Here is a 20913-nt window from a genome sequence, read left to right on the forward strand (position 1 = left end):
GCGGCTGGACTGGATTGGCAGGGGCGGAAGGATTCGAACCTACGAATGCCGGGATCAAAACCCGGTGCCTTAACCACTTGGCGACGCCCCTAGGCGTTTTTCTCCGTTCCGCGGACCTGCGCCAGCGCATCCAGCAGCGGCGAGCGCGCCGCGCCCTCCACCACCCGGGCACGCAGCCCGGCCGGCAGACGCGCCAGCGCAGCCTCGGCGGCGGCCCGGTCGGCGAACTCCACGAAGCAGCCGCCGCCGGAACCGGTCAAGCGTGGCGTGCCGATATGCGAAAGGGCCTGGAAGACCGCCTCGATGGCAGGCTCCCGGCGACGCACGACCGGCTCGAACGCGTTGCCGAGCAGTGATCCCGAAACGAAGTCCGATATTTTCGCGGGTGCAGCATCACGCGTCAAATCCGGGGACGCGAACAGCGCCGCGGTGGGCACGTGGACGCCCGGATCGACCAGCAGGTACCACGCCGGGGGCAGGTCCAGCGGGGTCAGGACCTCACCGACGCCTTCCGCCCAGGCATTCCGGCCTCGGACGAAGACCGGAACGTCCGCCCCGAGCTGCAGGCCCAGCCCCGCCAGCCGGTCCGGGCCCAACTTGCAGCCCCACAGATGGTCCAGCGCCACCAGCACCGTCGCGGCGTCGGACGACCCACCACCAAAGCCGCCCCCGGCCGGAATGCGTTTTTCGACGCCGATATCCGCACCTTGATTCGCTTTGGCGACTTTTTGCAAAAGTTTGGCAGCCTTGATGACCAGGTCGTCATCCTCGGCCACACCGGGAACCGAGGCGCCGACACGTCGGACCATGCCGTCGGACCGGGGGCGCAGGTGGATGCGGTCGCCCCACGCCAGCAGCCGGAACACGGTCTGCAACACGTGGTAACCATCGGCCCGTCGGCCGGTGATCTGCAGCACGAGGTTGAGTTTCGCGGGGGCCGGCCACGTGGACCAGCCCTCTTCGGCGGGAAACCGGCTCACTGCGGCGCCATCTGCCATTGGTCGACGGCGAGCTTCACCGCTGCGCCGTCGCGTCGCGCCTCTACCCGACGCGGCAGGACGGGTCGGGCGCCCTCGGCCGGAAACCAGTCCAGATAGTCGACCCGCCAGCCGTGCTGCGACAGGGCACGCAGGCGGCCTTGGGGGTCGTATTCCAGCCCCTCCACTGCCATGGCGGGGTCCGCCAGACCGCGCGCCCAATGCACCATCGAGGCTACCGGGATGTCCCAGCCGGTGGCCTGTCTCAACAGGTCCGCTGCGTCGCCGCCCTCCCGGGTTCCGCCCTCCAGCCCCTCCAGACGGCCTGCGCCGGTCTGCAGGTCGCCGGCCAGCCGCCAACTCTGGCGGGTGACCGGCGCGCTGAGCGCGACCCGGTAACGGGCGTCGGTCTGCTCCCAATCGATGCGGCCGCTGCCGCCCTTGCCGTTGGCGCTGACGGCCACCCGCCCGGAGAACGACCAGTCCGCCTGCGAGGCCAGCCATGCGGCCCGCGTGGCCTGCGACGCCTGCGCGGCCGCGAGCGCTTCAGGATCGCGCAGGACCGGCGAGCCCACGGCCGGTCCGCGCGTGGCGCAGCCGGCCAGCGACAGGGCCATCAGCCCCGCCCACAGCATTCCTGAAACCTTCATGCGCCCGTCTTCTCCAGCGCCCGCTGCAGCGAGCGGTTGTCGGGATCGATCTTGCGCGCCTCCTCGAAGAACCGGCGCGCCTCCTCCTTCTGTCCCATCACCCACAGTACCTCCGCGACATGCGCGGCGATCTCGGCGTCCTTCTGCAGGGTGAAAGCCCGGCGCAGCTCCACCAGCGCCTCGGCGTTGCGCCCCAATCGATACAGGACCCAGCCATAGCTGTCGATGATCGCCGCATCCTCGGGCGCGGCGGCCCGGGCGCGATCGATCAGTTCCAGGGCTTCCTGGTAGCGCGTGGTGCGGTCGGCCAGCGTATAGCCCAACGCGTTGAGCGCGGCCACGTTGTCCGGCTCGATCACCAGGATCCGGCGGAAATCGGCTTCGGCGTGGTCGATGCGGTCGCGGCGTTCCCAGGCCAGGCCGCGCGAATACAGCAGCGCCAGGTCGTCGGGATAGGCGGCCAGCCCGCGCGCGAAGACCTCCAGTTCGCCCGCGTCCTGCTGATCCTCGTGGCGCAGCTCGGCTTCCATCAGATAGGCGTCGCGACGGGTCCCGTCGCCGACCTCGGCATCGGCCTGCAGCCTTCGCGCCTCGGCGAAGGCTTCGTCCTTGCGCTCCAGGTCGAACAGGGTCTTGATCGCCCGCAGGCGCGCTTCGGCGCGCTGTTCGCCGGCTGGAACGCTGCGGTACCACGCCAGCGCTTCCTCGCGCCGTTCGAGGAACTCGGCCATCTGGCCCAGCAGCAGGCGACGTTCCGGGCTGTAGGCCGTCGCCGGGTCCTTCCCCGTGGACGCCCGCTTCAACTCCTCATACAGCGCATCCAGTGCCTGCTTGTCGTCGGCCTTGGCCAGCAGCTGCGCCCGCAAGCCGTAGGTCAGGGTGTCCTGTGGCCCCTGCCCCATCGCCCGCGAGGCCGCCGCCGGGTCGCCCAGCCGGTCGTACTCTTCCGCCAGCTTGAGGCGCAGCGCCGCATCACCGGCCGCCTTCGGCAGCAGACCGTCCAGCACCGTTTTCGCTTCGTCCTTGCGGCCAGCCTGCTGCAACTGGCTGGCCTGCAGCAAGGCCACCTGCGGCTCGCCGGAGAAGCGCTTCACCACATTCGCCACCATGCGCTCGGCCAGCACCGGCTGGTCCATCTGCTGGGCCAGCCCGGTGAACGCCAGCCAGGCCTGCAGGCTGTCGGGGATGGCGCCCTGGTCGACCAGCTCCCGCAGCAACCGCGGTGCCAGTTCCGGATCCTTGCCTCCGCTGGCCAGCGCGGTGAGCGCATACCGCCAGCCCAGCTCGTCCGGGTCCTGCATCAACCCGGCCAACTCCCGACGGGCCTGGCGACCCTGCCCCTGGCGCAGGGCCAGCGTGGCTTCTGCCCCACGCAGGGCGAGCGTACGCGGCGATCTGGCCCGCCAGAGTTTCAGTGCCTCGGCAGCGCGCGCATCGTCCTTGGCCAGCAGGGCGATGCGCGTGGCGCGCTCGGCCAGGCCGGCATCGTCGTCCTGTCGGGCCGCATCCAGGTACCAGCGCGTCGCGTCGGGCAACTGGCCGGCCTGCAGGGCGAACTCGCCGGCCATGACGGTGGTCAGCGCATCATCCTTCGGTTCCACGGGACGCGTGGACGGAGCGGCCAACGCCGTGGGCGCCAGGGCCACCAGCGCCAGCGTCGCCAGGCGGGTGCGAATCATTTCGGACATGAAACTCACGTGGGCCGTAAAATGGCGGCCCTGATGAGCCAGCAGCTTACTGCAAGCACCTGAACGATGACGTTGTGGGTCCTCGGATTGAACCACCAGACCGCGCCGGTCGACCTGCGCGAACGGGTGGCGTTCGACGCCGGCACGGTGCCGCATGCGTTGTCGTCGCTGCGCGCGTTGCCGGACGTGGCCGAGGCCGCCCTGCTGTCCACCTGCAACCGCACCGAACTCTACGCCGTGGCCGAAGATGGCGACGTGCTGTCCAGCTGGCTGGCCACCCATGCCGAAGGCCTGGAGGGCTATCTGTACCGGCATCGCGACGCCGATGCGGTGCGCCACCTGTTCCGGGTGGCCACCGGCCTGGATTCGATGGTGCTGGGCGAGCCGCAGATCCTGGGCCAGGTGAAGGACGCCTGGGCGACGGCGCGCGAACACGGCGCGCTCGGCAACCGCCTGGACCGGCTGTTCCAGCAGACCTTCGCCGTGGCCAAGCGTGCGCGCACCGATACGCGGGTCGGCGCCAACCCGGTTTCGATCGCCTCCACCGCCGTGCGCCTGGCGCAGAACTCCTTCGCCCGCCTCAGCGAGTCCACGGTGCTGCTGGTCGGCGCCGGCGAAACCATCGAACTGGCCGCCAAGCACCTCAGCGAAGGACGGGTGCGCCGCCTGCTGGTGGCCAACCGCACGCTGGCGCATGCGCAGGAACTGGCCAGCCGCCACGGCGGCTACGCCCTGCCGCTGGCCGAACTGGACCGCCACCTGGCCGAGGCCGATGTGGTGTTCTCCGCCACCGCCGCGCGCGAGCCGGTGGTGCGCCACGCGCAGGTCGCCGCTGCGCTCGCCGCGCGCAGGCACAAGCCGATGCTGCTGTTCGACCTGGCCGTGCCGCGCGACATCGACGCATCGGTGGCGGAGCTGCGCGATGCCTACCTGTACACGGTCGACGACCTGGAACGCGCGGTCGAGGACAACCGGCGCAGCCGGCGCGAAGCCGCCGATGCGGCCGAGGCCATCATCGACGTGCAGGTGGGCCGGTTCATGGAAAGCCTGCGCGCCGGCGCGCGCACCGAGCCGCTCAAGCGCCTGCGCGCCCTGGGCGAGGCCACGCGCGAGGACGTGCTGGCCAAGGCACGCCAGCAACTGGCCAACGGGCGCGAACCCGAACAGGTGCTCGACTTCCTGGCCCACACGCTGACCAACCGGCTGCTGCACCCCCCGACGGCCGCCCTGCGCGAGGCCGCGCTCAACGGCGACGCCGACCTGGCCCGCGCCGCCGACCGCCTGTTCCCGGCCCAGCCGCCCTATTCCCACCTGAAGAACGACGATGACGCCAACGCTGCGCCGTAAGCTGGAAGCGCTGGCCGAACGCCGGGAAGAACTCGAACGCCTGCTCGCCGACCCGGACGTGATCGGCGATGGCGACCGTTTCCGTGCCTTCTCGCGCGAGTTCGCACAGCTGGAACCGCTCGCCACCGCGATGGCGGAGGAAAAGCGTGCCCGGGCCGACCTGACCGCGGCGCAGGCGATGCGCAACGACCCCGAGCTGGCCGAACTGGCCGACGAGGAAATCACCGCCGCGCAACAGCGCCTGACGCAGCTGGACGAACAGCTGATGCTGTTGCTGCTGCCCAAGGACAGCCGCGACGAGGGCAACCTGTTCCTGGAAGTCCGCGCGGGCACCGGCGGCGACGAGGCCGCCATCTTCGCCGGCGACCTGTTCCGCATGTATGCGCGCTATGCCGAACGCCAGGGCTGGAAAGTGGAGGTCGAATCCGACAGCCCGGGCGAGCACGGCGGCTACAAGGAAATCGTCGCCCGCATCGTCGGCCGCGGCGCATACTCGAAACTGAAGTTCGAATCCGGCACCCATCGCGTGCAGCGTGTGCCGGAAACCGAATCGCAGGGCCGCATCCATACCTCGGCCGCCACCGTGGCGATCATCCCGGACGTGGACGACGTGGACGAGATCGTGATCAACCCGGCCGACCTGAAGGTCGACACCTTCCGCTCCTCCGGCGCCGGTGGCCAGCACGTCAACAAGACCGAATCGGCCATCCGCATCACCCACGTGCCGACCGGCGTGGTGGTGGAGTGCCAGACCGAGCGCAGCCAGCATGCCAACCGCGACAAGGCGATGAAGCGGCTGAAGGCGCAGCTGCTGGAGGCCGAGCGTAGCAGGCAGCAGGCCGCGCAGGCCGAATCGCGCAAGCTGCAGGTCGGCAGCGGCGATCGCAGCCAGCGCATCCGCACCTACAACTTCCCGCAGGGCCGCATCACCGACCACCGCGTGGAAGGCCTCACCCTGTACGATCTGCCCAATGTCATCCAGGGCGATCTGGACGCACTGATCGACCGCCTCGCCCGCGAGCATCTGGCCGACGAGTTGGCACGCCTGACGGAGTCCGCATGACGCTCACCGTTGTCCGCCGCGCGGGCCTGAACCACCTGGACGTGGTGGCGCATCTGTTCGACCTGTACCGGATGTTCTATGGCCAGCCGAGCGATCCGTCGCTGGCGCGCGCGTTCATCCGGGCCAGGCTGGAGCGCGACGAATCGGTGGTCCTGCTGGCCTGGCGCGACGAGCAGGCCGTCGGTTTCGTCCAGTTGTACCCTGCGTTCTCGTCGGTCAGTGCGGCCCGCACGTGGATCCTCAACGATCTGCTGGTGGTGCCCGAAGCGCGCCGGCTGGGCGTGGCGCGTGCCCTGCTGTCCTCCGCGGCCGACTTCGCCCGCGACGACGGCGCCTTGCGGCTGGAACTGGAAACCGACCACGACAACCACGGCGCGCAGGCCCTGTACCGTGACATGGGCTGGACGCTGTACGACGGCACACTGCGCTACCGCCTCCCGCTCCGCTGACGCACGATTGCGCTACGCTGCGCGGCATGAGCCATGCCGACGACCTGATCCCGTTGCACCTGTGCGTGCTGACCGTTTCCGACAGCCGCACCCTGGCCGAGGACCGTTCCGGCGACTACCTGGCCGAAGCGCTCGGGCGCGAAGGCCACCACCTGCATGCCCGCGCCCTGCTGCCCGACGACCGCTACCGCCTGCGCGCGCAGGTGTCGCAGTGGATCGCCGATCCGGCCGTGGACGGCATCCTGGTGACCGGCGGCACCGGCTTCACCGGTCGCGATTCCACGCCCGAAGCGCTGCTGCCATTGCTGGACAAGGACATGCCGGGCTTCGGCGAACTGTTCCGGCAGATCAGCTTCGACGAGATCGGCACCTCGTCGCTGCAGTCGCGCGCCTTCGCCGGGCTGGCCAACCAGACCTTCCTGTTCTGCCTGCCCGGCTCCACCTCGGCCTGCCGCACGGCGTGGGAAAAGATCATCCGCGCGCAGCTCGATGCGCGCACGCGGCCCTGCAACCTCGCCACGCTGCGTCCCCGCCTGAAGGAATGAGTCAGGAGAGCTCCACATGTCGCTCGATGCCACCCTGCGTCTGCTCACCAAGGCCAGCGGCCTGACCGCCGCCGACCTGGCCGCCGCCATCCCGCGGGCCGGCGTATCCACCGTCAAGGCCTGGCTGGCCGGCGAGAAAATGCCCGGCAGCGAGCAGCTCAACGCCCTCGCCCGCGCGTTCGGCGTGCCGGCCGGCGCACTGCTGTCGGAACTGGCCTCCACGCTGGACCCGGCGCGCACGCAGGGCGAACACGACCTGCTCGCCGCCTATCGCGCCCTGAACACCCGCCAGCAGGGCGCACTGCTGGAAGTCGCCCGCGGCATGGCCGGCCACGCCGCGCGCCGCAAACGCTGAACCTCCCACCGCCGCACAGGATGACGCGATGAAGCCGCTCAAGCGCAAGGACTACGAAGCCCGCCTGAAACCCCTGCAACTGGAACTGGCGGCCATGGCCCGCTGGGCCTCGCATTGCGGGGCGCGCATCGTGGTGGTGGTGGAAGGCCGCGACACCGCCGGCAAGGGCGGCGCCATTGGCGCCATCACCGAACACCTCAACCCGCGCCAGTGCCGCGTGGTGGCGCTGCCCAAGCCCAGCGAACGCGAAGCCACGCAGTGGTATTTCCAGCGCTACATCGCGCACCTGCCGGCCGCAGGCGAGATCGTGCTGTTCGACCGCAGCTGGTACAACCGCGCCGGCGTCGAGAAGGTGATGGGCTACTGCACGGACGAACAGTACCAGCGCTTCCTGCAGCAGGCACCGGTATTCGAACGCGGCATCACCGACGACGGCATCCTGCTGTTCAAGTACTGGCTGTGCGTGGACCAGGCCCAGCAGGAGGAACGCTTCGCCGAGCGTGCGGACGAACCGCTGAAAAGCTGGAAGCTGTCGCCGATCGACCTGAAGGCGCGCGAGAAGTACGCCGACTACACCGCCGCGCGCGAAGCGATGCTCAAGGCCACGCACACCGCCAACGCCCCGTGGACGCTGGTGGATTTCAACGACCAGCGCGTCGGCCGCCTCACCATGATCCGCGACCTGCTGGACCGCCTGCCCGACACCCGCGTGCCGGTGGAACCCCTGGGCCTGCCGCCACTGCGCGGCAAGCTGCACAAGGAACGCTACGGCGTGCTCAAGCCGATCAAGCCGCAGCGCGGCGGCTGACGATGCGCCTGCCCTTCATGGCCGCGGTGTGGCTGGCGGCGACGCCCGCGCTGGCGCAGGACCCGGCGGGTACGCAAGATCCGTCGGCGACCACCCTGGAAACGCTGACCGTGCGGCCCGAGCCGGAGGAAGTCGTGGACCTGTACCGCTTCCGCAATCCCATCGAGGTGGAACCGGGCACGTTCGAACGCACGTGGCGCGAACCGACCAGCCTTGAGCAGTTGGGCAAGAACGGGGGCATCGTGCCGGTGCTCGCCGGCCTGGCTGCCAAGGGCATCCAGGCCGGCGCGCGCAAGATCCCCGGCTGGAAGGAACCCAGGCAGGCGGTGGTCGCGCGACCGCCGCCGCTGGACGAAGCCCAGACCGCACGCGCGCTGCGGCTGCACGAAGCGGGGGAGTGAAGTCTCAGCCGGTGACGAAGCCGTCGTTTACCGCTCCCGTCCACGCGTCGCGCACGACCGATTCGACGCGCGCAGCGGGTGGCCCGTGGTAAAGCCACGCTTCCAGCGCGTCCAGCGCCGCGGCATCGCCCTCGGCGATCACTTCCACGCCGCCGTCGGCAAGATTGATGGCCCGGCCGCACAAGCCAAGATCCAGCGCGCGCTCGCGCGTGGAGGCGCGGAAAAACACGCCCTGCACCTTGCCGCCGACCCGGAAACGCGCGGCGGGCATCAGGCCCCGGCCTTCGGCCCGCCTGCCGCCGCGATGGCCGCCTCGATCTCCTTGCCCGTCACCGGACCGAGGAACTGCTTGGCCACTTTGCCGTCCGGTGCGATCAGGTAGGTCAGCGGCAGGCCGCGCGGCGTGGCGAAGTCCGCGGGCGGGTTGTACACGTCGAGGATCGCGATCGGGTAGACGACCGGCCGCTCCTCCAGGAACGCCTTCAGCTCGTCCGCCTCGATTTCCTCGTAGGCCAGCCCGATCACCTCGATGTGGTCGTTGTCCTTGTCCAGCGCCGACAGGTCCGGCATTTCCTTCAGGCATGGCGCGCACCAGGTGGCCCAGAAGTTCACCACCACCCATTTGCCACGATGCGCGGCCAACGAGTAGTCGGCGCCATCCAGCGTCTTCACCTGCAGGGTCGGCGTCTCGGCGGTCCGCTCGGCGGGTTTCTCCGCGTCGGGATCGACGTCCTGCACGTGGGCCTCGATGGCCGGTTGTGCCGCTTCCGAGGGCGCGGAGCCGGCATTGCAGGCGGCGAGCGACAGCACGACGGCCAGCGACAGGGAGGGAACGGACTTCATGCAGGCTCCTGGGAGGATTCGACGTACAGGTCGCTGACGCGCTTCTTCAGCAGTTCGCGCAGGGGCACGCGCAGGTCGTCCAGCGCGCGCCGCGCCGCGCATCCCAGCGCATCGTCATGGAAAGGAAGGTGCGCTTCGGCGACGGGAATGCGCAGCTGGCAGGCTTCGTACAGGTCGCACAGCGTCAGGTCGTCCAGGTCGCGCGCCAGCAGCCACTCGCCTTCCTCGTCGCGACGCAGCAGGTTGATTTCGGCCAACTGGCCCAGCATCTGCTGGATCAGCGAATCGGTCAGCATCGGCTCCATCGCCAGGATCTGGTCGCTGTGCAGCCCCCTGCCCTGCGCACGCGCCTGCGCGAAGCGGCCCAGCATGCGCAGCAGGCCGTAGATCTCGTAGCCCAGCGGCAGGCGCAGCGCGACCGGCTGGTAGCGGAACGCCGCCATGCCCGACGCCAGCGACGCACCCAGCAGCACCGCCACCCAGCACAGGAAGATCCACAGCAGCAGGATGGGCGCGGCCGCCACCGCGCCGTAGATCTTCTGATAGGTATTGAAACTGCCCAGGTAGACGCCCAGGCCCCACTTGGCCAGTTCCAGCAGTACGGTGGCCAGCAGCGCGCCGGCCACGGCGTAGCGCCACTTGATGGTCCGGTGCGGCACCACGCGGTAGATCACCACGATGGCCGCCAGCTCGATCAACACCGGCGCCACGCTCAGCGACAGCGTCTGCAGCCACTTGCCGCCGCTGGTGGCGAACACCGGCAGCGCATAGAAACGCGCCGACAGCGCCAGCGAGGCGGCAGCCATCAGCGCCCCCAGCGTCAGCACGGTCCAGTAGACGAGGAAGCGCGAGAGTTTCGGCCGGGCGCTGTGCACCCGCCAGATGCGGTTGAAGGTCGCCTCGATGCTGTTGAGGGTGATCAGCAGCGACACCACCAGCGCGATCACGCCCACCGCCGTCAGCTTGCCGGTGTTGGCCAGGAAGCCGTCCAGCTTCACCTTAAGGCTGGCCGCCGCGCCCGGCAGAAAGTTGGCGAAGATGTAATCGCGCAGCTGGTCGCTCCATTCCTGGAACGTGGAGAACGCCGACAGCACGCCGAACACCACCATCGCCAGCGGCACCAGCGCGAACAGCGTGGTGTAGGCCAGCGAGCCGGCCGCCTGGAACAGGCGGTCGTCGAGGAATCGCTTGGCCAGGAAGCGGAAGAAGGTGCCCATGCGCGCACGGTCGCGCATGCGTTCGGTCCAGCGGTTCAACGAGTCCAGGGGCTCCATGGACGGAAGGGTAACCGATGCGTCTTGGAGGCGACATCGCCGATACTAGGCGCTCCCCGAACGACGAAGACGGCCCATGCCCGAGATCCTGGTGCTCTACTACAGCCGCGGCGGTTCCGTGGCCAAGCTGGCGCGGCAGATCGCGCGCGGCGTGGGCGAAGTCGACGGCATGTCCGCGCGCCTGCGCAGCGTGCCGCCGGTGGCCGCGGTGACCCAGCAGGCGGCACCGCCCGTGCCCGAGGACGGCGCGCCGTACGTGGACCGGCAGGACCTGGCCGAGTGCGCAGGCCTGATCGTCGGCAGCCCCACCCGCTTCGGCAACATGGCCGCGCCGGTGAAGCACTTCATCGACGGGCTGGGCGCGGAATGGGCCAGCGGCACGCTGGTGGGCAAGCCGGCGGCGGTGTTCACCTCCACCGCCACCCAGCATGGCGGGCAGGAATCCACGCTGCTGTCCATGCAGGTGCCGCTGCTGCACCACGGCTGCGTGATCGTCGGCATTCCCTTCACCGAGCCGCAGCTGAGCAGCACGCGTACCGGCGGCACGCCGTACGGCGCCAGCCATGTGGCCGGTGGCCAGGACGATCCACAGCCCAGCGACGAGGAAGCCGCGCTGGCGCGTGCGTTGGGCCGGCGCGTGGCCGACATCGCGCGTCGGCTGGAGGTGCGCTGATGGAACGCTCGCGCCTGGTCCTGGCCGGCCTGCTGCAGCTGCTGGCCGTCCTGTATGCGGTGTGGTTCTACGGCGACCGCCAGTACACGCTGGCGCTGCTGGTGTTCGCGCTGCCGCCGATCCTGCTGATGATCGGCGTGATGGCGCGGCGGCGCACGGCGGCATTCTGGGCGGGCGTGTTGGCGCTGTTCTGGTTCTCGCACGCGGTGATGGTGGCCTGGGCCGATCCGGTGAAGGCGCCCTTCGCCTGGGCGGGCATCGTGCTGTCCGTCGGCATCGTGCTGGCCACCAGCTGGCCGGCGTTCGCCAAGCGGTTCGGCAGCAGGGAATGAAGCGTTTCGTCGCGACACTGTTCCTGGGTCTGTTCGCGCCATCCGCGTGGGCACAGGAGGCGGTGTGCGAACCAGTCGAACCGGCACGCGTGGAGAACCGGGACGGCAGCGTGCTGACCGTGCGGACGGAATGCCCTTCGCCCACGCTGCGTCGCCACATCGTCGAGCTCGCGTGCGACGCCGGACGTACCTGCGACCGCCTGGAGATCGACCAGGAAACGACGTACACCCCGATGGGCAATGCCCGTCTGGTGGATCTGGACGGTGACGGCCTGCATGAGATCGAGATCCTCGGCGCGTGCGGTGCGGGGCCGAACTGCGAGGGCGATGTCTACCGGGTCGACCCGGCCACGCGGACGCTGCAGCACTTCTTCAGCGGTGGTTATTACGAGCTGCAGTTCATCGACGGATGGCTGGTGCAGGCCGGGCGCAGCAGCTGCTGCAGCTGGAACTATCTGATGTGGAAGCTGGATGCCGTGCGGTCGCTGCCCCTCGGCGACGGCAACCAGGACCTGCGGGCGCAGGTGGACGGCAGTGGCGCCACGTACGACGAAGACGGTCGCGGGGACGCGCAATGCACGTTCCTGCGGGAAAGCAGCGATAATCGCGTGGTGGTCGCACCGCCTTCGCCGGGACTGGAAGAAATGATCTGCCGGCACTACGGCGAGGCGTACCGCCTGACACCCCCGGACACAACGCCAGGCGCGCCGTGAGCGCCGGCAGGAGCACAAAGATGGACGAGCTGCTGATCGTCACCACCGGTGGCACGATCGACAAGATCTACTTCGACGACAAGTCCGATTACCAGATAGGCGACCCGCAGATCGGCATGATCCTGCGCGAGTTGGGGGTGACGTTCCGTTTCACGGTCATCCCGATCCTGCGAAAGGATTCGCTGCACATCACCGACGAGGACCGCGAGCTGATCCGCGCCACCATCGCCGCGCAGCCGACGAAGCACGTGCTGGTGACGCACGGTACCGACAGCATGGTGCAGACGGGCCACGTGCTGGCCTCCATTCCGGACAAAACCATCGTGATGACCGGCGCCCTCAGTCCGGCCCGCTTCCGCGGCTCGGATGCGGAGTTCAACATCGGCTGCGCCATCGGCGCCGTGCAGTCGCTGCCGGCGGGCGTCTACATCGCCATGAACGGCCGCATCTGGGACCCGGCGAAGGTCAGGAAGAACGTGGCGGCGAACCGGTTCGAGGCGGTGTGATACCGGCCGACGGACGCAGAAGCAACAATGAGGCCCGCAGATGCGGGCCTTGTGCTTTCACGGGAGGGAAAATCGTTTCCCGACGCCTACGCTGAAAACCTCTCCTGACCCTGTGTCGGAATGGGCCTACGGCGGTGAAATGGCGAATGCGCAAAGGTTTGACGACAGCGGGACGGCCTTTGCACCCAGGGCCTCATAGAGCGAGATGGCCCTGAGGTTACTGGAGCGCACATTGTTGATCACCAGCTCGCGACATCCCTCGTCACGCGCCTTCTGTCGCAGCTGTTCGATCACCGTACTGCCATAGCCGCGAGAGCGCTGCCTCGAATCGATCTCGATCTTCTCCAGCACAAAGCGCTCGCCCGACTCGAACCACCCATGAGCACGACCTACGCGGCGGCCATCGAGCCATGGCTCAATGACATAGTGCCGTCGCTGCTGGCTCTCCTCGAAGCACCAGTCTGTTTTCCATTGGAGGGGGGTTGCTTTCAATGAGGGTCCACTTGACGGCGATGGCCGAATGCCGGGTCACGCTGGGCCGTGTCGCGGCCCAGGCAAAGGCAAACAGGCCGGAAGGGGAGGCAGAATACCTGTCCCCAGCTGAATCGCCGCGCAGCCGACCCGGCACGCGCAGGTCACCCACGGCACCGACAGCAGGATGCAGATGGGCCACGAGCTAGCCTCCATCCCGGACAACACCCGCGTGATGACCGGCGCGCTCAGCCGGGCCCGCTTCCGTGGCCCAGACGCGGAGTTTTTCATTAGCGACGGCGCCATCGGCGCAGTGCAGTCGCTGCCGGCAGGCGTCTACATCGCCATGAACGGGCGGATCCGGGACCCGCCGAAGATCAGGAAGAACGTGGCGGCGAATCGGTTCGAGGCGGTGTGAGGCTGGATGCCTTCCATCCTCGGTAACGACAAGGTCCGCTGATGCGGGCCTTGTCGCAAGGGGAGATGAGGGGCATGGGGCCTGCCCGGCATTCCGACACGGCACGCCACATCAGCGGGCGTAACGGCATGCCGCTTGCGAGCGCAAGAAGCGGATATCGGCGGGTGGCACGGGCCGATAGATTCTCCCGACTCAACAAGACGGGAGTTGCAGATGGATGTACTGGCAAAGAAAGTGGCCATCGTCACCGGGGCCAGCTCCGGCATTGGACGTGCGACGGCCAGGCTGTTCGCCAGAGAAGGGGCGCGCGTGGTCGTGAGTGGACGTCGTTCCGCCAAACTCGACGCGCTTGTCAGTCAAATCGAAGCCGAGGGCGGGCAAGCGATCGCGGTGCCGGGCGACATCAAACACGAGAAGGTGGCCAAGGCCCTGGTCGACACGGCCAACGACCGCTTCGGTGGCCTTGACGTTGCGTTCAACAACGCGGGGATGGTGGGAGAGATCAAGCCCATCACGGAGATGTCGCTCGACGAATGGCACGAGATGCTCGACACCAATCTTGCCAGCGCGTTCCTGGGCGCCAAGTACCAGGTGCCGGCCATGCTGGCGCGCGGCGGCGGCTCACTCATCTTCACGTCCTCCTTCGTCGGCTACACGGCCGGCCTTCCCGGCATGGCGGCGTACGCCGCCAGCAAGGCGGGACAGATCGGCCTGGTCAAGGCGCTGGCGGCCGAATACGGCGCGAAGGGTATCCGGGTGAATGCCGTCCTCCCCGGAGGCACCGACACGCCCGCCAGCCTCACCCATGCGCCGGACGCCACGCCGGACGTGCAGGCTTTCGTGGAGGGCATCCATGCGTTGAAGCGCATGGCCATGCCCGAAGAGATCGCACGCTCCGTCCTGCATCTGGCATCGGATGCGTCGAGTTTCATCACGGGCACGGCCTTTCTCGTCGACGGCGGGGTATCCATCGCGCGCGCCTGACAGGGAGACAGGTCCGCTTCGGGTCGGCAGCCGACATCCGACGTGTCTGTCGGCTATCGGCCCCCTACGGCTCGCGCGAGACGTGGGTTCGCCGGCCCCTTCAGCGGCCCCTGCCAGCATCGGCCATGCGCGGAATGGCATCCCGGGCCACCGCGCAGGCCTGCATCGCCGCGACGGCACCTTGGCCAGGATGGGGCGCCCCCCATGCGTTGCACGGCAGCGGTGGGCGCGGGTAACGCCTATTTCCCCTCGCGGGACAGCAGGTGATCGGCCAACGCCTGATAGGCGGGAAGGGACGTCGCATCGTTGGCGGCGTTGGCCGCCTGCGGGTGCGACGCGAAGCGCACGATCACCATCTCCGCCTTCGGATCGATGTAGACGGTCTGGCCGTGGACGCCACGCGCCGCGAATGCGCCATGGGCGTTGTGGGTGACCCACCACATGTCGCGATACGACCAGCCGACCAGGCCCGGATGCCCGGAACGCGCGAATGCCGCGCGACTCCCTCCCTTGCGGATGTCCTCCACTACCGCGCGCGGGATGAGCTGCTCGCCCTGCCAGCTCCCGCCGTCGAGCAGCAGCTGGCCGAAGCGCGCCATGTCGCGCAAGCCGGCGCTGAAGCCACCTCCGGCCACCGGCATGCCGGTAGCATCCACCTGGAAGTAGCCGGCCTGCTCCATCCCCATGCGGCGCCAGATGCGTTCCGACAGCAGGGTCGCGACCGACTTGCCGGATGCGCGTGCGACGATCCAGCCCAGCACATCGGCGTTGGGCGTCTTGTACGCGAACGCCTCGCCCACCCGGCATCCGGACTCGGGCTGCAGCGTGCGCAGGTAGGCCGCCGTCCCGACCACCTCCGCACCAGGCTGCGGCAATGGATTGCTGGCCTTGGCGTACTCCCAGATTTCCGCTTCCGGATCGGCGTAGTCCTCGCTGTAACGCAGGCAGGTGGTCATGTCCATCACGTCGCGGACGCGCGCATCCGCGAACGCCGACCTCGCGAGCTCCGGCACGTAGCGCGTCACGGGCGCCGCCGGGTCGATCACGCCCTCGGCGGCCAACATCGCGGCCAGGGTACCGGTCAACGACTTGGTCACCGACATCGCGGCATGGCTGCGGTCCTCGCGCAGCTCGCCGGCATAGAACTCGTACACCACGCGGCCGCGATGCAGCACCACCAGACCGTCGGTGTAGTTGGCCGCCAGCGATGCCTTCCAGGTCATCGGCGCGCTCGCCCCGGTGGGCGTGAAGCGGATCGCATCGATCGCGCCGTCCAGCGCCACCGGCAGCGGCACCGGTGCGCCCAGCCCGCGCGACACCTCCACCGTGGGCAGGAACTCCCGCATGTGCACCACGCTCCAGCGCAGTGCGGGAAAGCGGAAGAACGACCCATCGGCCGCGCTCAGGCGCTTGTCGGGCGGCGGCGGAAAGCCCTGCATCCAGCCCAGGGCGCGGGGGTCGGAGGCCTCGGCATCGGGCGCAGCGTTCGGCGGGGCCGTATCGGCTGCGTGTGACGGCCCGGACATGCCCAGCAGCACGAGTGCGAGCGCGGCGACGAATGCATGTGTCATGGGCTGTTCCTCAGTCGAGTTCCTGGACCCCACCACCCGAGACGGTGAGGATCTGTCCGCTGACCCACGCCGCCGCGGGCGAGCACAGGTACAGCGCGGCATTGGCCATGTCCTGCGGCTCACCCAGTCGGTGGATGGGCGTGTGCGCAAGCATCCGCTGCTCGATGTCGTCGTTGAGCACCGACGCCAGCGCCGCGGTGCGGGTGGCGCCCGGCGCGATGCCGTTGATGCGCACGCCCAGCGGACCGAGGTCGAAGGCAAGATTGCGGATCAGGTGGTTGGTGGCGGCCTTGGAGGCCCCGTATGCGGCCATGCGCTTGTTGCGGTTCTCGCCCGCCATCGAGGTGATCGCCAGCATCGCGCCGCCGCCGGCTTTCTGCATTTCCGGCGCCGCCAGCTGGGCCAGCCGGAACAGCGAGAACACGTTGAGGTCGAATGCGCGACGGAAGTCGGCCATCGGCATGTCGAAGGGCTTCGGCCCGCCGCCGCCGGCATTGCTGACCAGCACGGTGAGCTTGCCGAAACGGGCGACGGTCTCCCGCACCAGCGCCTCCAGTGCGTTTTCGCGAGTCACGTCGCAGGCCAGGCCCAGCGCCTGGCCGCCGCGCGCCACGATGCCGTCGGCAACCGCCCGCGCCGCGCCTGCGTCCAGGTCGCTGGCCACCACGCCCGCGCCGGCGGCGGCGAACGTCTCGGCGATCGCGCGGCCGATGCCTGCGCCGGCGCCTGTGACCACGGCCACCTGGCCGTCCAGCCTGAAATCCGCAGGATCGAACATCGCGCGCTCCTCGCAGCCGGAATGACGTGCGGCTACTGTACGCCGACTTCACCGGCCCGGCACGCCGCTCGACCACCTGCCGTCGGAACGCCACCCATCGCTGGACCGATGTCCGCCGAGCCTTGTCCGAATACGATGCCCGCGCCTGCGCACCACCCGGCGAGTCGTGGCTCGTGCGCCGCGAATCCCGGCTTGATCGGCCTCCTGAGCGTGCCTGCACGCGCTTCCCAAGCCGCGCCACTGCCGCACGGGCCACCGCACGCGAGGCGGCGTCACCCTACCCCACGCTTCGCCTTGTGATACGCCACCAGCGCGTTCGCATGGCCGTGGCCCAGCTTGTGCTGCGACTTCAGCACGGCCACCTGCTCCATGTGCTTGCGGTCGCTGATGGCATCCAGCACCTTGAACCAGTGCTCCACCGGCTTGCCGTACTGCTTCTCTATCGAGGGGAAGTAGGAGGCCGGGCCTTTCACTTTTTCGTTCGTCGTCATCGTCGTCTCTCATCGTGCCGTGGCGGCGGCCGTCCCATTGGCTGCCGGGATACCGCCCTTGCCTGTTCGACGAAACTGCGTGCACGGGATCGACATGCGGACACGCGGTCGTCAGTCACAGCTCGCCCCCATTGCCTGTCCTTGCTATGCCCCATGAAAGGGCGTAGAACGGTTGCGCGCACACTCTCGGCGCCTACGAGCGCCCATGATGGAACCGAAAGAAGCCTGCGAAGCGGGCATCGTGCTGCGCATCGAATTTGCCGAGCGACGCAACGCCCTTGGCATGGGCTATGTGCAGGCCAGAGCGAACTTCAGGAGCGCGAAAGCGCCCTGCACGGTGTATGTCGTGACCCGCGAGCTGCACGCCACGCCCGAAGCCGCCGAGGATGACATCCTCAAGATCGCGCGGCGGCAGGGCTGGGGCATCGCCTAGGTTCGGACCCAGTCTCGACCGGCGCGTGGTCGACGGGTCCGAACGCCTGCCGCCTGATTCCGGATTCGCACTCTGCTCCAACCCGGCCCGTGCATCGCAGGCGGTGGGTGCCGGCGCGGTCGATCATGTCGGCGATCACCTTGGGCTGCGTTGAGCTGCCCCCGCATCGCGGGGCCGTTGCTTTCCATCACCCAGCAACGAGCTATTCGTTGCCGCCGCTCGTTCCTTCCGGCTCCTCCGTTCCCTGCCGGCTGATGCGCCACCGCGCGCCCAGGTTGCGGCTGGCTTCGTCGAGGCCTTGTCCTTGCCGGTCACCTTCAACACACCGTACGCCTCCAGCGCAGCGGCCATCAGGTCGCTGTCCAGCGCCATTTCGGTGTCAATGACTCGCTGGTGGAGATGGGCGATGCGCAGGATGAGCGGGCGCCGCAGGTCCAGCGTCTGCTGGCCTATGACGGGAGAAGATCGATGGCGATGTCGCCCCGCATGCGGATGTCAGGACGCGAACTGATCGATTTGTGCCCGTGGGGCCTAGAAGTGCAAATCGCTTTGCGCGATTTGCACATGTTCCACGAATCTATATGGAATCAGTTATTGGGCTTCGTCGGATTCGGATTCTCCGTATTGGGAACCCATACCCACGCGCAACCAGAGGAAACGCATATCCACTGAAAGCATCCCGAGACAGTACAAAATTCACCTTGGCCTGCTTGCACGGGAGCCGGCGCTGCTGCAGCCATACCGCCCAACATCATGGCCAATGCCATCGAAAGACCATATTTTGCCTTCATGAGATCGTCCTTGTGTCTTTTGCGCACCCTTAAGTAGGTGCGAAATCAGTAGATATGCAGACCAATCTCGTGTCAATACGATTGGCTTGATACATCGGTGTACCAAGGATCGCGACTGCCCCGCGTCTTCGCTTAGGAGGCCCTGTCTGGGCCATCGCATTTGGTACGCGGGGGAGACGCCAGCAGGTGGCTCGGACCAGATTGATTTGGCCGTCACGGGGTAGCGCCCGCACCCTCGCCTTTAGAAAAGAACCCCGGCCAAGGCCGGGGTTCCTCCTGCACCTCCGTGCGCGCCCCAGCGGGCAGACGCTCAGAAGGTGATGCTCCAACTGTTGATGTAGCCGGTGTCGACGCTGGCGCGATCGCGGGCGCGCAGACGCCAGCTGCCGTTGAGCGCTTCGCTGGACAGGTTGACCGTGTAGGTCTGGTTGATGTTGTCGGCGCTGCCGCCGCTGCGGTTGTGCAGCACGTATACCGAACCATCGGGTGCGATCAGGTCCACGATCAGGTCACCGATGTAGGTGTGCACGATGTTCACCGCCACCTGCGCGTTGCTGGGCGCATTGCCCGTACGGCCCGACACGGCGATGGTGCTGGTCACGCCGGTGCTGTTGTTGTCCGGAATGTTGACATCGGTGCCGTTGGTGTAGGTCGTCGTGCCGCCGCCCGGCGGGGTGCCGCCCTGCACCGCCGTCACCGCGCCGTCGGCGTTGGCGATGCCCGCGCCGCACCCGCCGGAGCACGTGCCGGGCAACGGACGCGCCGTGCTCTTCAACGTGCTTTCCACCTGTGCGGGCGTCAGCGGCGAGGGCGCCGCGGCCTGCATCAGCGCGACCACGCCAGCCACGTGCGGCGCCGCCATCGAAGTGCCGTTGTACGAGGCATAGCTGGCGCTGCCCGGCGTGGTGGTGCCGGTGTTGAGCGTGGACAGAATGCTGGCGCCCGGCGCGGAGATGTCGATGCCCGTGCCGTAGTTGGAGAAGCTGGCGCGCGAGCCCGCCGACGTGATGGCCGCCACGGCGATGACGTTGGGGCAGTTGGCGGGAACCGAACTGGACACGTTGGTGTTGCTGTTGCCGGCCGCCACCACCACCGTGGTACCGCGACCGACGGCGCCGTTGATCGCGTTCTGGTACGTGGTGGAGCAGGTGCCGCCACCACCCAGCGACAGGTTGATCACTTCGGCCGGGTTGGCGTTGGCGGGCACGCCGCTGACCGTGCCGCCGGAGGCCCAGGTGATCGCGTCCGCGATGTCCGAGGTGTAGCCGCCGCAGCGACCCAGCACGCGCACCGGCACCACCTTGGCGCCGAACGCGGTGCCGGCCACGCCACTGGCGTTGTTGGTGACCGCCGCCACCGTGCCGGCCACGTGGGTGCCGTGCCAGCTGGAATTGGTCACCGGTGAACCGCTGTAGCACTCGCCCGCCACCGGGTTCCAGTCGCCTTCGTCGTTGGGGTTCGAATCGCGGCCGTCGCCGTCGCGCGAGACGAACGTGTCGCTGATGAAGTCGTAGCCCGGCAGGAGGTTGGCGTTGAGGTCGGCATGGTTGGTGATGCCGGTGTCGATGACCGCCACCACCACGCCCGCACCGGTGGACTTGTCCCACGCCGGCCGCACGTTGATGCCCGCCGCCGTGGTGCCGAAGCCCCACTGTTCGGAGAAGCGCGTGTCGTTGGGCGTCAGCACCGCGTACATGCGCTGGTCCACTTCCACGTAATCGACGTTGGGATCGGCGGCCAGCTGGCGCATCAGCGATTCGGCTTCCACCCGGTCCAGCTTGCGGTCGGCGCGCACGACGTCCGCGCCGCTGGCGGCAAGACGGCGCAGCTTCTGCAGGCCCAGCGCGCGGCCACCGCGCTTGGCGACGCCGGTGCTGGCGGCCGTACTGAGCGAGCGTTGCAGCTGCGTCGCGTTGGTGCTTTCGGCACTGCCGTCGCGGTACTTCACGATGAAGCGATCGTAGCCGCCCGGCTCTTCCGCCCGCAGGCCGCTCATGTCCACGCGGCCGGCCATCGCCGGCAACGCGTACAGGGACATCAGCACCGCCGACGACAGGCACAGCAGGCGCACACGCGAACCATGCTTTGCAATTCCAGACATCAGACTCTCCCTCAAAGGTTGACAGCCGCGAATGCGGCAAGAGCCCGGTCGGGGCGCGGAGACTGACACGGGAGGGCGTAGCGGACTGCCGCGTTCGACCGGGCGACACGCCATGCAATGCATGGCGCACCACGACGCTAGCGGAGCCCGGCCGCGTGAATCAGCGATGAAAGCCACACTTCATCGCATGATGTTTCAAACGTAATCGCCGGGATACACGCATGAAGCGGGAGCCACCGGTGGACACCGCT

The 20913-nt window shown here is 68.5% G+C and carries 25 protein-coding genes, 1 tRNA gene and 1 pseudogene; 15 read left to right on the forward strand and 12 right to left on the reverse strand.

Annotation, left to right across the window (positions count from 1 at the left end):
- Positions 1 to 15: 15 nt before the first annotated feature.
- The 4 genes from V8246_RS03100 to V8246_RS03115 all read right to left on the reverse strand — a co-directional run bounded on the left by V8246_RS03100 (position 16) and on the right by V8246_RS03115 (position 3315).
- Positions 16 to 91 (reverse strand) — tRNA-Gln (locus V8246_RS03100).
- Positions 90 to 998, reverse strand: coding sequence for a 4-(cytidine 5'-diphospho)-2-C-methyl-D-erythritol kinase (gene ispE, locus V8246_RS03105; protein ID WP_336187852.1), 909 nt, complete (start codon positions 996 to 998; stop codon positions 90 to 92). Before ispE ends, V8246_RS03100 begins: the two co-directional genes overlap by 2 nt.
- The gene (gene lolB, locus V8246_RS03110) at positions 977 to 1627 is read right to left on the reverse strand and encodes a lipoprotein insertase outer membrane protein LolB (protein WP_336187853.1); all 651 of its coding nucleotides are present in this window, start codon (positions 1625 to 1627) and stop codon (positions 977 to 979) included. Before lolB ends, ispE begins: the two co-directional genes overlap by 22 nt.
- The gene (locus V8246_RS03115) at positions 1624 to 3315 is read right to left on the reverse strand and encodes a hypothetical protein (RefSeq protein ID WP_336187854.1); all 1692 of its coding nucleotides are present in this window, start codon (positions 3313 to 3315) and stop codon (positions 1624 to 1626) included. Before V8246_RS03115 ends, lolB begins: the two co-directional genes overlap by 4 nt.
- A 66-nt stretch (positions 3316 to 3381) precedes the next feature.
- Between V8246_RS03115 and hemA the strand changes: the two genes are divergently transcribed.
- The 7 genes from hemA to V8246_RS03150 are packed head-to-tail and all read left to right on the forward strand — an operon-like array spanning position 3382 to position 8283.
- Entirely contained in the window at positions 3382 to 4662 is a 1281-nt protein-coding gene (gene hemA, locus V8246_RS03120) for a glutamyl-tRNA reductase (protein WP_336187855.1), read from the forward strand.
- Entirely contained in the window at positions 4640 to 5725 is a 1086-nt protein-coding gene (gene prfA, locus V8246_RS03125) for a peptide chain release factor 1 (RefSeq protein ID WP_336187856.1), read from the forward strand. The genes hemA and prfA overlap by 23 nt, the downstream gene beginning before the upstream one ends.
- A complete protein-coding gene (locus tag V8246_RS03130) occupies positions 5722 to 6174 on the forward strand; it encodes a GNAT family N-acetyltransferase (RefSeq protein ID WP_336187857.1) in 453 nt (150 codons plus the stop codon). Before prfA ends, V8246_RS03130 begins: the two co-directional genes overlap by 4 nt.
- A gap of 26 nt (positions 6175 to 6200) precedes the next feature.
- The gene (moaB, locus tag V8246_RS03135; protein WP_336187858.1) at positions 6201 to 6719 is read left to right on the forward strand and encodes a molybdenum cofactor biosynthesis protein B; all 519 of its coding nucleotides are present in this window, start codon (positions 6201 to 6203) and stop codon (positions 6717 to 6719) included.
- Between the two features lie 16 nt (positions 6720 to 6735).
- Positions 6736 to 7074: a helix-turn-helix domain-containing protein gene (locus V8246_RS03140; RefSeq protein WP_336187859.1), complete on the forward strand. Its 339-nt coding sequence runs from the start codon at positions 6736 to 6738 to the stop codon at positions 7072 to 7074.
- Positions 7075 to 7102: 28 nt separating this feature from the next.
- Positions 7103 to 7882, forward strand: a complete 780-nt coding sequence (gene ppk2, locus V8246_RS03145; protein WP_187574518.1) for a polyphosphate kinase 2 — start codon at positions 7103 to 7105, stop codon at positions 7880 to 7882.
- Positions 7883 to 7884: 2 nt separating this feature from the next.
- The gene (locus V8246_RS03150) at positions 7885 to 8283 is read left to right on the forward strand and encodes a hypothetical protein (RefSeq protein WP_336187860.1); all 399 of its coding nucleotides are present in this window, start codon (positions 7885 to 7887) and stop codon (positions 8281 to 8283) included.
- Positions 8284 to 8287: 4 nt separating this feature from the next.
- Here V8246_RS03150 and V8246_RS03155 read toward each other — a convergent pair whose 3' ends face one another.
- From V8246_RS03155 to V8246_RS03165, 3 genes are read right to left on the reverse strand one after another with little or no spacing between them, the layout of a single operon-like run.
- The gene (locus V8246_RS03155; RefSeq protein ID WP_336187861.1) at positions 8288 to 8554 is read right to left on the reverse strand and encodes an acylphosphatase; all 267 of its coding nucleotides are present in this window, start codon (positions 8552 to 8554) and stop codon (positions 8288 to 8290) included.
- On the reverse strand, positions 8554 to 9126 hold the full coding sequence (locus tag V8246_RS03160) for a TlpA disulfide reductase family protein (RefSeq protein ID WP_336187862.1): 573 nt from the start codon (positions 9124 to 9126) through the stop codon (positions 8554 to 8556). Before V8246_RS03160 ends, V8246_RS03155 begins: the two co-directional genes overlap by 1 nt.
- Positions 9123 to 10400, reverse strand: coding sequence for a YihY family inner membrane protein (locus V8246_RS03165; RefSeq protein ID WP_336187863.1), 1278 nt, complete (start codon positions 10398 to 10400; stop codon positions 9123 to 9125). Before V8246_RS03165 ends, V8246_RS03160 begins: the two co-directional genes overlap by 4 nt.
- Positions 10401 to 10476: 76 nt before the next feature.
- Between V8246_RS03165 and wrbA the strand changes: the two genes are divergently transcribed.
- From wrbA to V8246_RS03185, 4 genes are read left to right on the forward strand one after another with little or no spacing between them, the layout of a single operon-like run.
- Entirely contained in the window at positions 10477 to 11073 is a 597-nt protein-coding gene (gene wrbA / locus V8246_RS03170; RefSeq protein WP_336187864.1) for an NAD(P)H:quinone oxidoreductase, read from the forward strand.
- Entirely contained in the window at positions 11073 to 11405 is a 333-nt protein-coding gene (locus V8246_RS03175) for a DUF2069 domain-containing protein (RefSeq protein WP_336187865.1), read from the forward strand. The genes wrbA and V8246_RS03175 overlap by 1 nt, the downstream gene beginning before the upstream one ends.
- Positions 11402 to 12118 carry a hypothetical protein gene (locus V8246_RS03180; RefSeq protein ID WP_336187866.1) on the forward strand — a complete coding sequence of 239 codons (717 nt, stop codon included), beginning with the start codon at positions 11402 to 11404 and terminating at the stop codon, positions 12116 to 12118. Before V8246_RS03175 ends, V8246_RS03180 begins: the two co-directional genes overlap by 4 nt.
- Positions 12119 to 12138: 20 nt before the next feature.
- Positions 12139 to 12624, forward strand: coding sequence for an asparaginase domain-containing protein (locus tag V8246_RS03185; RefSeq protein WP_192201835.1), 486 nt, complete (start codon positions 12139 to 12141; stop codon positions 12622 to 12624).
- A 126-nt stretch (positions 12625 to 12750) separates the two neighbouring features.
- Here V8246_RS03185 and V8246_RS03190 read toward each other — a convergent pair whose 3' ends face one another.
- Complete coding sequence (locus V8246_RS03190) at positions 12751 to 13116, reverse strand: GNAT family N-acetyltransferase (protein ID WP_336187867.1); 366 nt, start codon at positions 13114 to 13116, stop codon at positions 12751 to 12753.
- Positions 13117 to 13216: 100 nt separating this feature from the next.
- On the opposite strand from V8246_RS03190, the pseudogene V8246_RS03195 reads away from it, so the two are divergent.
- A pseudogene (locus V8246_RS03195) lies at positions 13217 to 13513 on the forward strand (asparaginase); the annotation flags it as partial.
- Positions 13514 to 13726: 213 nt separating this feature from the next.
- Positions 13727 to 14497, forward strand: a complete 771-nt coding sequence (locus tag V8246_RS03200) for an SDR family oxidoreductase (protein WP_336187868.1) — start codon at positions 13727 to 13729, stop codon at positions 14495 to 14497.
- A gap of 239 nt (positions 14498 to 14736) precedes the next feature.
- On the opposite strand, the gene V8246_RS03205 is transcribed toward V8246_RS03200, so the two are convergent.
- From V8246_RS03205 to V8246_RS03215, 3 genes are all read right to left on the reverse strand, one after another.
- Positions 14737 to 16068, reverse strand: a complete 1332-nt coding sequence (locus V8246_RS03205) for a serine hydrolase (protein WP_336187869.1) — start codon at positions 16066 to 16068, stop codon at positions 14737 to 14739.
- Positions 16069 to 16078: 10 nt separating this feature from the next.
- Positions 16079 to 16846, reverse strand: coding sequence for a 7-alpha-hydroxysteroid dehydrogenase (hdhA, locus tag V8246_RS03210; protein ID WP_336187870.1), 768 nt, complete (start codon positions 16844 to 16846; stop codon positions 16079 to 16081).
- A 272-nt stretch (positions 16847 to 17118) separates the two neighbouring features.
- The gene (locus V8246_RS03215) at positions 17119 to 17337 is read right to left on the reverse strand and encodes a DUF4287 domain-containing protein (RefSeq protein ID WP_336187871.1); all 219 of its coding nucleotides are present in this window, start codon (positions 17335 to 17337) and stop codon (positions 17119 to 17121) included.
- Between the two features lie 205 nt (positions 17338 to 17542).
- On the opposite strand from V8246_RS03215, the gene V8246_RS03220 reads away from it, so the two are divergent.
- Positions 17543 to 17770 carry a hypothetical protein gene (locus tag V8246_RS03220; protein WP_336187872.1) on the forward strand — a complete coding sequence of 76 codons (228 nt, stop codon included), beginning with the start codon at positions 17543 to 17545 and terminating at the stop codon, positions 17768 to 17770.
- 393 nt (positions 17771 to 18163) lie between these two features.
- Complete coding sequence (locus tag V8246_RS03225; RefSeq protein ID WP_336187873.1) at positions 18164 to 18442, forward strand: hypothetical protein; 279 nt, start codon at positions 18164 to 18166, stop codon at positions 18440 to 18442.
- A 429-nt stretch (positions 18443 to 18871) separates the two neighbouring features.
- Here the strand turns inward: V8246_RS03225 and V8246_RS03230 are convergent, their stop codons facing one another.
- Complete coding sequence (locus tag V8246_RS03230; protein WP_336187874.1) at positions 18872 to 20662, reverse strand: S8 family serine peptidase; 1791 nt, start codon at positions 20660 to 20662, stop codon at positions 18872 to 18874.
- Between the last annotated feature and the right edge of the window lie 251 nt (positions 20663 to 20913).

Source organism: Pseudoxanthomonas sp. F11 (assembly GCF_037046485.1).
Taxonomy (GTDB): domain Bacteria; phylum Pseudomonadota; class Gammaproteobacteria; order Xanthomonadales; family Xanthomonadaceae; genus Pseudoxanthomonas_A.